Annotated in this window: 12 protein-coding genes; 10 read left to right on the forward strand and 2 right to left on the reverse strand. The window is 68.9% G+C overall.

Annotation, left to right across the window (positions count from 1 at the left end; genetic code table 11):
* The first annotated feature begins 43 nt into the window (after positions 1-43).
* Both mshC and AC3B5T_RS18795 read left to right on the forward strand, forming a co-directional pair.
* Positions 44-1,294, forward strand: a complete 1,251-nt coding sequence (gene mshC, locus AC3B5T_RS18790) for a cysteine--1-D-myo-inosityl 2-amino-2-deoxy-alpha-D-glucopyranoside ligase (protein ID WP_055474590.1) — start codon at positions 44-46, stop codon at positions 1,292-1,294.
* A gap of 58 nt (positions 1,295-1,352) precedes the next feature.
* Positions 1,353-1,661, forward strand: a complete 309-nt coding sequence (locus AC3B5T_RS18795; protein WP_010841070.1) for a hypothetical protein — start codon at positions 1,353-1,355, stop codon at positions 1,659-1,661.
* A gap of 16 nt (positions 1,662-1,677) precedes the next feature.
* Here the strand turns inward: AC3B5T_RS18795 and AC3B5T_RS18800 are convergent, their stop codons facing one another.
* A complete protein-coding gene (locus AC3B5T_RS18800; RefSeq protein WP_004019089.1) occupies positions 1,678-2,556 on the reverse strand; it encodes a PAC2 family protein in 879 nt (292 codons plus the stop codon).
* A 51-nt stretch (positions 2,557-2,607) separates the two neighbouring features.
* On the opposite strand from AC3B5T_RS18800, the gene metH reads away from it, so the two are divergent.
* Entirely contained in the window at positions 2,608-6,198 is a 3,591-nt protein-coding gene (gene metH / locus AC3B5T_RS18805) for a methionine synthase (RefSeq protein ID WP_055474589.1), read from the forward strand.
* Between the two features lie 13 nt (positions 6,199-6,211).
* Positions 6,212-6,976: a crotonase/enoyl-CoA hydratase family protein gene (locus AC3B5T_RS18810; RefSeq protein WP_055474588.1), complete on the forward strand. Its 765-nt coding sequence runs from the start codon at positions 6,212-6,214 to the stop codon at positions 6,974-6,976.
* Positions 6,977-6,991: 15 nt separating this feature from the next.
* On the opposite strand, the gene AC3B5T_RS18815 is transcribed toward AC3B5T_RS18810, so the two are convergent.
* Positions 6,992-7,915, reverse strand: coding sequence for a manganese-dependent inorganic pyrophosphatase (locus AC3B5T_RS18815; RefSeq protein WP_014926724.1), 924 nt, complete (start codon positions 7,913-7,915; stop codon positions 6,992-6,994).
* Between the two features lie 139 nt (positions 7,916-8,054).
* Between AC3B5T_RS18815 and AC3B5T_RS18820 the strand changes: the two genes are divergently transcribed.
* From AC3B5T_RS18820 to hisG, 6 genes are all read left to right on the forward strand, one after another.
* Positions 8,055-9,485: an MFS transporter gene (locus tag AC3B5T_RS18820; RefSeq protein WP_055474587.1), complete on the forward strand. Its 1,431-nt coding sequence runs from the start codon at positions 8,055-8,057 to the stop codon at positions 9,483-9,485.
* 160 nt (positions 9,486-9,645) lie between these two features.
* Complete coding sequence (locus tag AC3B5T_RS18825; RefSeq protein ID WP_014926726.1) at positions 9,646-10,116, forward strand: CinA family protein; 471 nt, start codon at positions 9,646-9,648, stop codon at positions 10,114-10,116.
* Positions 10,117-10,184: 68 nt separating this feature from the next.
* Positions 10,185-10,985: a helix-turn-helix transcriptional regulator gene (locus tag AC3B5T_RS18830; RefSeq protein WP_055474710.1), complete on the forward strand. Its 801-nt coding sequence runs from the start codon at positions 10,185-10,187 to the stop codon at positions 10,983-10,985.
* Between the two features lie 98 nt (positions 10,986-11,083).
* The gene (locus AC3B5T_RS18835) at positions 11,084-11,755 is read left to right on the forward strand and encodes an HAD family hydrolase (RefSeq protein WP_014926728.1); all 672 of its coding nucleotides are present in this window, start codon (positions 11,084-11,086) and stop codon (positions 11,753-11,755) included.
* Complete coding sequence (locus tag AC3B5T_RS18840; protein ID WP_014926729.1) at positions 11,752-12,015, forward strand: phosphoribosyl-ATP diphosphatase; 264 nt, start codon at positions 11,752-11,754, stop codon at positions 12,013-12,015. Before AC3B5T_RS18835 ends, AC3B5T_RS18840 begins: the two co-directional genes overlap by 4 nt.
* A gap of 92 nt (positions 12,016-12,107) precedes the next feature.
* Positions 12,108-12,953: an ATP phosphoribosyltransferase gene (gene hisG, locus AC3B5T_RS18845; RefSeq protein WP_010841080.1), complete on the forward strand. Its 846-nt coding sequence runs from the start codon at positions 12,108-12,110 to the stop codon at positions 12,951-12,953.
* Positions 12,954-13,301 lie beyond the last annotated feature (348 nt).

The raw sequence follows: 13,301 nt of genomic DNA on the forward strand, positions 1-13,301 counted from the left end.
GGGGAGTGAACAGCTCGCGCGCCGTGGGCAATACAGTGGACGCATGCAGTCGTGGCCCGATCTCGAACTCCCCGCCGTTCCGGGCAGTGGACCCGCCCTCCGTCTCTACGACACCGCCGACCGTGCGGTCCGTCCCGTCTCGCCCGGGGCGACGGCGACCATGTACGTCTGCGGCATCACCCCCTACGACGCCACCCACCTGGGGCACGCCGCCACCTACGTGACCTTCGATCAGGTCAATCGGGTGCTGCGCGATCAGGGTCACGAGGTCCACTACGTCCAGAACGTGACCGACGTCGACGACCCGTTGTTCGAGCGGGCCGACCGCGACGGCATCGACTGGCGCGACCTCGGTGCTCGGGAGACGCAGCTGTTCCGCGACGACATGACCGCCCTGCGTGTACTGCCGCCGCGCGACTACATCGGCGCGGTCGAGTCGGTCAACGAGGTCGTCGAGGTCGTCGACAAGCTGTTGGCCTCCGGTGCCGCCTACACCGTGGACGACGCCGAGTTCCCGGACGTCTACTTCCGCACCGACGCCACCGAACAGTTCGGGTACGAGTCGGGCTACGACCGCGAGACGATGGCGCGATTCTTCGCCGAGCGCGGCGGCGACCCCGATCGTCCCGGCAAGCGCGATCCGCTCGACGCGCTCCTGTGGCGCGCCGAACGTCCCGGCGAACCGTCGTGGGAGTCGCCGTTCGGACCCGGCCGCCCGGGCTGGCACATCGAGTGTTCGGCGATCGCGCTGAACCGGCTCGGGATCGAGTTCGACATCCAGGGCGGCGGCAACGATCTCATCTACCCGCACCACGAGTACTCCGCCGCGCACGGTGAGGCCCTCACCGGTTCGCGACGGTTCGCCCGGCACTACGTGCACACCGGAATGGTCGGCCTCGACGGCGAGAAGATGTCCAAGAGCCGCGGCAACCTCGTGTTCGTCTCGGTGCTGCGCGGCGACGGGGTGGACCCGGCGGCCATCCGCCTCGCACTGCTCGCCGACCACTACCGCGGTGATCGGATGTGGACCGCCGAGGTCCTCGACACCGCCGTGCAACGACTCGCCCGGTGGCGTGCGGCGCTCGGCGCGCGCACCGGACCCGACGCCGGGCCGGTCATCGCGCGCCTCCGCCAGCACCTCGCCGACGACCTCGACACCCCCAAAGCGCTTGCCGCAGTCGACGGTTGGTGCGCGGACGTGCGCAACGGCATCGGTTCGTCGACGACGGCGCCCGCCGAACTCGCGGCCGCGGTCGACGCACTGCTCGGGATCCCACCGGCGCCCGGCGTCTGAGGAGCGCTGTGCTGCGCACCGAGATGTCTGCTCGGCGGCGTCTGGGTAGAGTGCTGGCGTGACGCGCGTGCAAGAGATCCGACCAGAGACCGACGCCGGGGTGTACACCGTCGTCACCCGGACGTCGACCTATCTGCTGGATTTCAGCGAGATGACGCTCCTGCGAGCCCCCGGGGTCGGTGGCACCGACAACGAGGACTGGACGGTCAGCCGGCTCCGGCGTGATTCCGAGGACATCCCGCTGCTCGGCGTGAAGTCCTGTCGCCTGGGAGAATCCGCGCAGTTCTGGGTGCGCGCCGCCGACGATCCCGACGTCCGCACCTGGCGGATCACCACGCCCGTGGTGTCGATCGAGAAGATCGGCTGACGCCCGGCATCCGGATTCAGGATCCGAACGGACCCTGACCGCGGCGCTTGAGATAGCGCTCGAACTCGGCGGCAAGGGCGTCGCCGTCGATCTTCGCCATCACCTCGTCCGGATCGACCTCGGCGTCGCCGCGCTCCTCGAGCCCGCGCACGTAGTCGGCGATCTCCTCGTCGTCCTCGGTCATCTCGGTGACCGCACGTTCCCATTCCTCCGCCTGTTCGGGGAGCGTGCCCAGCGGCACCTCGATGTCGAGGACCTCCTCGACCCGGGTCAGCAGCGCCACCGTCGCCTTCGGGTTCGGCGGCGTCGACACGTAGTGGGGGACCGCCGCCCAGAACGACACGGCCGGCAGGCCCGCCTGGACGAAGAGGTCCTGGAGGACCCCGGTGATGCCGGTGGGCCCCTCGTAGCGGCTCTCGGCGAGGTTGTAGCGGGCCGCGGACTCGCTGCTGTAGGCGGCGCCGGTCACCGGCACCGGGCGGGTGTGCGGGGTGTCGGCGAGCAGGGCGCCCAGCATCACCGTGGTCTCGACCCCGAGCTCCTGCGCGAGGTCGACGATCTCCGCGCAGAACGCCCGCCACCGCATGTTGGGTTCGATCCCGCGGACCAGCACGATGTCGCGGTCGGCGCCGCGCGGACTGCAGTACGAGATGGACGTCGTCGGCCAGTCGATCCGGCGCGTGACACCGTCGATCTGATTCACGGTGGGGCGATTGACCTGGAAGTCGTAGTATTCATCGGAGTCGATGTCGGCGAGGGGTCGGGCGTCCCATTCGAGTGCCAGGTGCTCGACGGCGCTGCTGGCGGCGTCCCCGGCGTCGTTCCATCCCTCGAAGGCCGCGAGCAGAATGGGTCTGCGCAGCTGGGGAAGGTTCGACGTCTGCTCAGCGTTCACCGATCCAGCCTACGACCGAACACGCAGAGAGGGCGAACTACGCTGTCAACCATGTCCCCTGAATACTCCGGAACCGATCCTCGCGATTTCGACACGACATTCTTGTCGTCGATGTCGCGCCGGGTGCTGATCGGCGACGGGGCGATGGGCACCATGCTGCAGGCCGCCGATCTGACTCTCGACGACTTCCGCGGCCTGGAGGGTTGCAACGAGATCCTCAACGACACCCGTCCCGACGTCCTCGAGAGCATCCACCGCGCCTACTTCGAGGCCGGCGCCGACGCCGTGGAGACCAACACCTTCGGTTGCAACCTGTCGAATCTGGGCGATTACGACATCGCCGACCGCATCCGTGAACTGTCGTACAAGGGCACGGCGATCGCGCGCGGCGTCGCCGACGAGATGGGTCCTTCGGCCGACGGCATCGACCGGTTCGTACTCGGATCGATCGGGCCGGGCACCAAGCTGCCCAGCCTCGGCCACACCACGTACGCGGCCATCCGCGACGCCTACCTCGAATGCGTCATCGGCATGCTCGAAGGCGGGGCCGACGCGGTCCTGATCGAGACCTCCCAGGATCTGCTGCAGGTCAAGTCGGCGGTGGTGGCCGCCCGTCGCGCGATGGAGCGGGTGGGTCGCCGGATCCCGATCATCACCCACGTCACGGTCGAGACGACCGGCACGATGCTCCTCGGATCGGAGATCGGCGCCGCGCTGACCGCGCTGGAGCCCCTCGGGATCGACCTCATCGGCCTGAACTGCGCCACCGGTCCGGCGGAGATGAGCGAGCACCTGCGGTACCTGTCCAAGCACGCCCGTATCCCGGTGTCGGTGATGCCGAACGCCGGTCTGCCGGTCCTGGGCCCCAACGGTGCCGAGTACCCGCTGACACCCGAGGAACTCGCGCAGGCCATGGCGCAGTTCGTCGGGGAATTCGGACTGGAGTTCGTCGGCGGCTGCTGCGGGACGACGCCCGAACACATCCGGCAGGTCGCGGCGGCGGTCGCCGAGGTGACCCCGGCGACCCGTACCCCGGAGCACGAGTCGGAGACGTCGTCGCTCTACTCCGCGGTGCCCTTCGACCAGGACGCGAGCTTCTTGGTCATCGGTGAGCGCACGAACACCAACGGTTCCAAGGCCTTCCGCGAGGCGATGATCGCCGAGGACTACCAGAAGTGCCTCGACATCGCGAAGGACCAGACCCGCGACGGCGCCCACATGCTCGACCTCAACGTCGACTACGTGGGCCGCGACGGTGCCGCCGACATGACCGCCCTCGCGAGTCGATTCGCGACGTCGTCGACGCTGCCGATCATGCTCGACTCCACCGAGCCGGAGGTCATCCGGGCCGGTCTGGAGTCGCTGGGCGGGCGCTGCGCGGTGAACTCGGTGAACTACGAGGACGGCGACGGACCGGACTCCCGGTTCACCAAGATCATGCAACTGGTCGTCGAACACGGCGCGGCGGTCGTTGCGCTCACCATCGACGAAGAGGGACAGGCGCGCACCGCCGACTGGAAGGTCCGGGTGGCCGAGCGGCTCATCGCCGACATCACCGGCAACTGGGGCCTGGCCGAGGAGGACATCATCCTCGACACCCTGACCTTCCCGATCTCGACGGGTCAGGAGGAGGTCCGGCGCGACGGCATCGAGACCATCGAGGCCATCCGCCGGCTGCATGAAGCGCACCCCGACGTGCACTTCACGCTGGGCATCTCGAACATCTCGTTCGGACTCAATCCCGCTGCGCGACAGGTGCTCAATTCGGTGTTCCTGCACGAGTGCGTGCAGGCCGGCCTCGACACCGCGATCGTGCACGCGTCGAAGATCCTGCCGATGGCCCGGATCCCCGAGGAGCACCGCGAGGTCGCCCTCGATCTCGTCTACGACCGCCGGCGCGAGGGTTACGACCCGCTGCAGAAGCTCATGCAGCTCTTCGAGGGTGTCTCCGCCGCCTCGGCGCGCGAGTCGCGGGCCCAGGAACTCGCCAAGCTGCCGCTGTTCGAGCGGCTGGAGCGCCGGATCGTCGACGGCGAGCGCAACGGGCTCACCGACGATCTCGACGAGGCGATGACGCAGGTGCCGCCGCTGTCGATCATCAACGACACACTGCTGTCGGGGATGAAGACCGTCGGCGAGCTCTTCGGATCGGGTCAGATGCAGCTGCCGTTCGTGCTGCAGTCCGCCGAGGTCATGAAAACCGCGGTGGCACATCTCGAACCGCACATGGAGGCCACCGGGGAGGACGGCAAGGGCCGCATCGTCCTGGCGACGGTCAAGGGCGACGTGCACGACATCGGCAAGAACCTCGTCGACATCATCCTGTCCAACAACGGCTACGAGGTCGTCAACATCGGCATCAAGCAGCCGATCGCGACCATCCTCGACGTCGCCGCGGACAAGCGGGCCGACGTCATCGGCATGTCCGGATTGCTGGTGAAGTCGACCGTGGTGATGAAGGAGAACCTCCAGGAGATCAACTCCCGGGGTCTCGCCGGCGAGTACCCGGTCCTCCTGGGCGGCGCGGCGCTCACCCGCTCGTACGTCGAGAACGATCTCTCGGAGACCTACGAGGGCGACGTGCACTATGCGCGCGACGCTTTCGAGGGTCTGCGCCTGATGGACGACATCATGGCGGCCAAGCGCGGCGGGGGACCCGACCCGGACAGCGCCGAGGCGAAGGCGGCGGCGGAGAAGGCCGCCGAACGCAAGGCCCGGCACGACCGGTCCAAGCGCATCGCCGCCAAGCGCAAGGCCGCCGAGACGCCCGTCGAGGTGCCGGCCCGCTCGGATGTGGCCGCCGACAACGAGATCCCGACGCCGCCGTTCTGGGGGTCGCGGATCGTCAAGGGCGTCCCGATCGCGGACTACATGCAGCTCCTCGACGAGCGCGCCCTGTTCCTGGGCCAGTGGGGACTCCGCGGTGCGCGCGGCGGTGACGGACCGTCGTACGAGGAGCTGGTGGAGACCGAGGGCCGTCCGCGCCTGCGCTACTGGATCGATCGCCTGTCGACCGAGAACATCCTGCAGCACGCCGCGGTGGTCTACGGCTACTACCCGGCGGTGAGCGAGGGGGACACGGTCCACGTGCTCACCGAGCCGGAACCGGATGCGCCGGTACGGTTCAGCTTCACGTTCCCGCGCCAGCAGCGGTCGAGGTTCCTGTGCATCGCGGACTTCATCCGGTCGCGCGACGACGCGAAGGCGGCGGGCAAGGTCGACGTGCTGCCGTTCCAGCTCGTCACCATGGGACAGCCGATCGCCGACTTCGCCAACAAGCTGTTCGCCGAGGACGCCTACCGCGACTACCTCGAGGTGCACGGCATCGGCGTCCAGCTCACCGAGGCGCTCGCCGAGTACTGGCATCAGCGCGTGCGCAGCGAGCTGACGTTCGGCGACCGCACGATGGACAGCGAGGACCCGGAGAACGCGCAGGGCTTCTTCGACCTCGAATACCGCGGTGCGCGTTTCTCGTTCGGCTACGGTGCCTGCCCCGACCTCGAGGACAGGGCCAAGATGATCGAGCTGCTCGAGCCCGGCCGGATCGGCGTCGAACTGTCCGAGGAGTTGCAGTTGCATCCCGAGCAGTCGACCGACGCGTTCGTGCTGCACCATCCGGAGGCCAAGTACTTCAACACCTGATCGGGGACACGAGATGACGGTTCGGGAGCGGACCGAGGGGCCGGTGCGGATCATCGGGATCGACCGGCCCGATCGGCGCAACGCGGTCGACCGGGTGACTGCCGACGCGCTGGCGGATGCGTTCCGCCGGTTCGACGCCGACGACTCGGTGTCCGTCGCGGTGCTCTACGGCGAGGGCGGGACATTCTGTGCCGGTGCCGATCTCAAGGCGATCTCGGAGGGCGAGCCGAACCGGGTGGCACCCGACGGCGACGGTCCGATGGGTCCGACGCGGATGCGGTTGTCCAAGCCGGTGATCGCCGCGGTCTCCGGGCACGCCGTGGCGGGCGGGCTCGAGCTCGCGTTGTGGGCGGACCTGCGCGTGGCCGACGACGACGCCGTCTTCGGGGTGTTCTGCCGTCGCTGGGGCGTTCCGCTGATCGACGGCGGCACGGTCCGTCTGCCGCGCCTGATCGGGGAGAGCCGGGCGATGGATCTCGTGCTGACCGGCCGGGCGGTACCGGCGCAGGAGGCGCTGTCGATCGGGCTCGCCAACCGCGTCGTACCGTCCGGGACGGCGCTGACGGCCGCGATCGCCCTGGCCACCGAGATCGCGGCGTTTCCGCAGACGTGCATGCGTGAGGACCGGCTGTCGGTTCTCGAACAGGACGGCATGGACACCGATGCGGCGATCGCCAATGAACTGCGCCACGGCATGGCCTCGCTGGCGGCCGACACACTCGCGGGCGCAACCAGATTCGCCGGTGGGGCGGGCCGGCACGGCGAGGGCGTCGGATAGGCGCCGGTCTGGCGCCTAACCGGCCAGCGCCTCCGTCAACTGCGGCACGATCTGCTTCTTGCGCGACACGATGCCCTTGCCGAAGGCATGACCGTCGATGACGGAGACCCCCAGAGCCTGCTCGACGGCCGCGGCCGGCTCGCCGACCACGAGGAGGTCGGAGTCGCAGGCGATCACGTCGGTGATGAGCAGCAGATACAGGTCGTACCCCGCGGCGTCCTTCTCGGCGGTCATCGCGGCGAAGAACTCGTCGCGCCGGTCGAGGACCTCGGCGGAGTCGACGGTGGTGAGCTGCGAGACCCGCACCGTCTTCGGTCCCATCGCGAAGCTCTTGGAGTCCCGGCCGATGATCGCCGACGCCGGCTCGTCACCGAGTGCGGTGCCCGCGCGGAGCAGTGCGTCGCCGTACTCATCGACGTCGACACCGGCGATCGCGGCGAGCTCCGCCGCAGCCGCACGATCAGCGTCGGTGCAGGTGGGCGAATTGAACAGCAGGGTGTCGGAGATGATGGCCGAGAGCATGATGCCCGCCTCCGGGCGGGGGATCTCGACGCCGTTCTCCGCATACATCCGGGTGAGGATCGTGCAGGTGCACCCGACGGGCTCGACGCGAACGTACAGCGGCGCCGCCGTCTCGAAGTTGGCGATCCGATGGTGGTCGATGACCTTCAGCACGGTGACGTCGGCGATGTCGGCGACACTCTGCTGTCGTTCGTTGTGATCGACGAGCATGACGTCCGACGGCGCGGCGGTCTCGATCACACGCGGTGCGTCGAGGCCGAAATGCTCCAGCGCGAAGGCGGTTTCGAGGCTCGGATGGCCCAGGGCCACGGCTTCGACGTCACTGCCCAGCGCGGCTTCGAGGCCGGCGAGGCCGATCGCGGCCCCGATGGCGTCGGTGTCGGGGTTGCGGTGTCCGAACACCAGGATCTTCGACATGGGACCTCGGCTTTCTCCCTGGGCGACGACGCGTGGGCCCAGACTACGACGATCCCGGCAGATCGTGGGTGTCGTTCCGCGAGGGTGGATCCTCGTCGAGCTGACGCCCGCACCGCGGGGATCGTTCTAGATTGGCCCCATGTCCACGACCGGACGTCCACGCGTGATCCTGGTCGTCTGCTGTCTGAGCATGTTCCTCGTCGGACTCGACACCTCCGCGGTCAACGTGGCACTTCCGTCGATCCGTGCCGATCTCGACGCCACGCCGTCGCAGCTGCAATGGGTGGTCGACTCCTACACGCTGGTGGTCGCGAGCCTGCTCATCCTCGGCGGCACCACCGGAGACCGGCTCGGACGCAGGCGCATCTTCGGGGTCGGCCTGGTGATCTTCGGGACCGGCTCCGTGTTCTGCGCGGTGTCGCCGACACCGGAGGTCCTCATCGCCGCCCGCGCGGTACAGGCGGTCGGGGGATCGATGCTGAATCCGGTGGCGCTGTCGATCGTCACCGCCGTGTTCACCGAGCCGCGAGCGCGCGCTCGCGCAATAGGGCTGTGGGGAGGCGCATTCGGGGCGAGTCTGGCCTTCGGCCCGGTCGTCGGCGGGGCACTGGTGTCCGGTCTGGGCTGGCAGGCGATCTTCGTGCTCAACGTTCCGGTGTGCGTTCTCGCCGTCGTCCTGAGCAGGCGGTACATCCGGGAGTCGAGGGCGCCGCGCGGTCGGCGGACCGACGTGGTGGGTCAGCTGCTGATCTTCGTCCTGCTGTCGACCCTGACCTTCGGGATCATCGAGGGCCACGTCCTGGGCTGGACGTCCGGCGCCATCGTCGGTTGTTTCGTGGTCGCCGCATGTTCGTCGGTGATCGTCGTCTGGTACGAGTCCCGACGCGAGGAACCTCTCCTGGACCCCCGGTTCTTCGGCAGTGCGCCGTTCGGCATCGCTGTCGTCTGCGCGGTGATCGCGTTCGCGGCCACCGGGGGGTTTCTCTTCCTCAACACCCTCTACCTGCAGGAAGTCCGGGGACTCACCCCGCTCGGGGCAGGTCTGATGCTGCTGCCGATGGCGGTCGCCTCCGCGTGCTGTGCACCCGTCTCCGGGCGTCTCGTGGCCGCCCGGGGCGCGAGGACGCCGCTGTCCGCGGGTGGAGTCGGGATGGCGGCGGGCGGGTTGCTGCTCCTCGGCGTCGGCCCCGACACCGCGTTCATCCACCTCGGCGCGGCCTACCTCGTGTTCGGCATCGGGTTCGGACTGGTCAACGCGCCCATCACGAACGCCGCGGTCTCGGGAATGCCGCAGACCCAGGCCGGTCTCGCCTCCGCGATGGCGTCCACCGGTCGCCAGGTGGGTACCGCGCTGGGCGTGGCGGTCTCGGGGGCCATCGCGTTCTCGGGAACGGCGGGCGCGGTGGCCGACGAACTGGCGTCGAACGCGCGTCCCTTCTGGGTGGTGGTGACCCTGTGCGGCGTGGCCGTCACGGCGCTGGCCTACCTCGCCACCGGCGCCTGGGCGGCCCGGACAGCGGTACGTACCCGCGACCGGTTCGAGTCCACGTCGGGCATCTGGACGGCGTGAGATATGACGCGCGGACTCAGGGTCGTTGTGGGGGCGGGTCCTGTCCTCGAGATCGCAGCCCGACGCCGTCGGCACCACCACCTACCAGGTAGTCGTTTCAGGCCGCCGTCGAATGGATACGAACCATCGGTGATCGACGCCGACGCGAAGGGAGCGACACATGTCCGATGTGAGTGATTTCTCGGAGACCTGCCGGCGCGTGGCCGACGCCGCGATGGAGGCCGGTGTGCGGATCGCGGTCGCAGAATCGCTGACCGGTGGCAATCTGGCGACGGAGCTGAGCAAGGCGCCGAATGCGGGTACGTGGTTCCGCGGTGGCGTCGTCGCCTATCACAAGGACGTCAAGTACAGCCTGCTCGACGTGCCCGAGGGGCCGGTGGTGAGCGAGACGGCGGCGCGCGCGATGGTGGCGACGACCGCCCGCCTCTTCGACGCCGATCTCGTCGTCGCGGTGACCGGCGAAGCCGGACCCGAACCGGACGAGGCTGCGCCGGGCACGGTGTGGTTCGGTCTGGACCACCGCGGCCGGGTCAGTGCGTCGCGTGAGGTGTTCGACGGCGAACCCGAGGAAGTCCTGGCCAAGACCATCGGACACTCGCTGGCATTGATCGAGTCCTGTCTGCGGTCCTGAACGCCGGATCACGACCGCTACCCGTGAGGTAGTCGTCACGGTCCCACCCGGGACCTACCATGACGCACATGGCCGTCGAGGTGGGAAGCATGCTGCGGCAGTGGCGCTCTCGTCGCTCGCTGAGTCAGCTGGATCTCGCCTACGAGGTCGGCGTCTCACCCCGCCATCTCAGCTTCGTGGAGACCGGCAGGTCACGGCCCAGCCCGGCGCTGCTCGAGGCGCTCGCCGAACGCCTCGACGTCCCTTTGCGAGAACGCAATTCGCTCCTTCTCGCCGCGGGTCACGCACCCCGCTACAGCGAGAAACCACTGGACGCGGATGCCATGGCGCGCGTGCGCTCGTCGGTGCAGAGATTGCTCGACGCCCACAACCCGAACGTGGGCATGGCGCTCGACCGGACCTGGAACGTCGTCCTGGCCAACGACACCGCCCTCACGCTTCTCGACATGCTCCCGCGTGACCTGCGATCGGGTCCGGTCAATCTGTTCCGGGTCTCCCTTCATCCGGACGGGTTCGCGCAGCGGACGCACAACTTCGACGAATGGGCGACCTACCTGCTCGACCTGCTTCGGCGGATGGCGCGGATCACCGGGGACCAGCGCCTGGCCGACCTGGAACGCGAGGTGTCGGCGTACCCGTCCGTCGCGGCACTCGACGGTCGCCTCGCGCGCGAGCGTGCCGAACCCCGGGACCGGGCGGAACTGCTGGTGCCGTTCCGGCTCGCACTCGGCGACCAGGTGTTGTCGTTCTTCAGCACGCTCACCACGTTCGGGTCACCGCGAGATGTGACGCTCGACGAGCTGACCATCGAGCTGTTCTACCCCGCCGACGAGCCCACCGAACGGTGGGTTGCGATGATGCAGGGGTGACAGACACCGCCCGACCGAGCCGGCCCGCCCCCGTCGGTACGTCCGTCCCCGCGACCTCGCCCTCGGGCGCGCGCCTGCCCGCCGCCGTGCTGTGGGACATGGATGGGACCCTGCTCGACTCCGAACCGATCTGGGACGTCGCGATGGCCGAGCTGGCCGCGCGGCACGGCATCGTCATGTCGCCCCGACTCCGCGAATCCACCCTCGGGAACTCGCTGCCCGACGCGCTTGCCAAGGTGCACGACGCGGCCGGTCTTTCCGCCGCGGAACGGGATCCGGATGCCGACGGGCGGTGGACCCTCGACCGGGTCGCCGAATTGTTCGCACAGGCACTTCCGTGGCGTCCCGGCGCGCCCGAAGCGCTGGACCTGGTGGCCGGGGCGGGGATCCCGATGGTCCTGGTGACCAACACGGTGCGGGAGCTCACCGAGGTGGCCCTGGAGACCATCGGGCGAGGACGCTTCGCCACCACGGTCTGCGGTGACGAGGTCGCCGTGGGCAAACCCGCGCCCGATCCCTACCTGCGCGCCGCGGAACTCCTCGGCGTCCCGACGGCCGACTGCCTGGCCGTGGAGGATTCGCCGACCGGTGCTCAGGCGGCGTCGGCCGCCGGATGCCCGACGCTCGTCGTCGAGTCCGCGGCGCCGGTCGAACCGGGTCGGCTGCGGGTCTTCCGGACATCCCTCGTCGGGTTGGACCTCGACGATGTGGCCGACGCATGGACCGGCGGTCTCGCGCGCATCACGACATGCAAAAATGAGGAATCGTGAAGACTTTCGAGGAGCTGTTCGCCGAACTCAGCGACAAGGCGCAGAGCCGTCCCGAGGGTTCGGGTACCGTCGCCGCCCTCGACTCCGGTGTGCACACCCTGGGCAAGAAGATCATCGAAGAGGCGGGTGAGGTCTGGCTCGCGGCCGAACACGAATCCGACGAGTCGCTCGGCGAGGAGATCTCCCAGCTCGTCTACTGGCTGCAGGTGATGATGATCAAGCGGGGATTGACGCTGCAGGACGTGTACCGACATCTGTGACCGGGGCGACCCGGTCCGGACACACCTCCCGCACGACACAGTTCCGCTCCATCACCGCGCCCGCGGGCGCACCCCACGAAAAGGACATCGAGATGCTGCGAGTGGCCGTACCCAACAAGGGTGCGCTCTCCGAATCCGCGTCGGCCATCCTCTCCGAGGCCGGCTACCGACGCCGGACCGACGCCAAGGACCTCACGGTCCTCGACAACAACAACGACGTCGAGTTCTTCTTCCTCCGCCCCAAGGACATCGCGATCTACGTGGCGTCCGGCCGCCTGGACCTGGGCATCACCGGGCGCGACCTCGCCCGGGACTCCGGCGCCGAGGTCGGCGAGCAGCTGGCGATGGGTTTCGGCTCGTCGAGCTTCCGCTATGCCGCGCCGGCCGACCAACAGTGGAGCGTGGCCGATCTCGCCGGCAAACGGATCGCCACGTCGTACCCGAACCTCGTGCGTGAGGACCTGGCCGGTCACGGCATCACCGCCGACATCATCCGGCTCGACGGTGCGGTCGAGATCTCGATCCAGCTCGGCGTCGCCGACGCGATCGCCGACGTCGTCGGTTCCGGTCGCACGCTGCGCCAGCACGGCCTGGTGGCCTTCGGGGAGTCGCTGTGCGATTCCGAGGCCGTTCTCATCTCCCGGCGCGACGCCGAACTCACCAAGGCCGAACGGCAATTCGTCGCCCGGGTCCAGGGTGTGGTGTTCGGACAGCAGTACGTGATGATCGACTACGACTGCCCCCGTTCACTTCTCGACCGGGCGTCGGTGCTCACCCCGGGCCTGGAGTCACCGACCGTGGCACCCATGGCCGACCCGGACTGGGTCGCCGTCCGTGCGATGGTGCCCCGCAAGGACCACCAGAACCTCATGGACGAGCTGTCCGAGCTGGGCGCGAAGGCGATCCTCGCCACCGACATCCGCTCCTGCCGGTTCTAGCCGTTTCGGTAGATCCACCAGCCCCTGCTCCCTAATCCGAAAGAACCACAGACCCGCTGGCCCGCCCTGCTCCCTGAGGAGCGCCCGGAGCTTGCGGAGGGCGCGTCACGAAGGGTCTGGCGACCGAGGCTGCGAAACCCTTCGTGACGCTCGCAAGCTCGCTCCTCAGGGAGCCGGGGGCTTTCGTAGTCCACGCCGGCCGGCCGCCAGGCCGCAGATACTGAGGTGCGAGGAGCGCAAGCGACGAACTTCCCGTTCCCTGAGGTGCGAGGAGCGCAAGCGACGAGCCACGAAGGGCGTGGCGACGCATCTCACCAGGACCCTTCGAGACGGCCTCCGCAGGCTCCG

The sequence above is a fragment of the Gordonia sp. G4 genome (genome assembly GCF_057770005.1).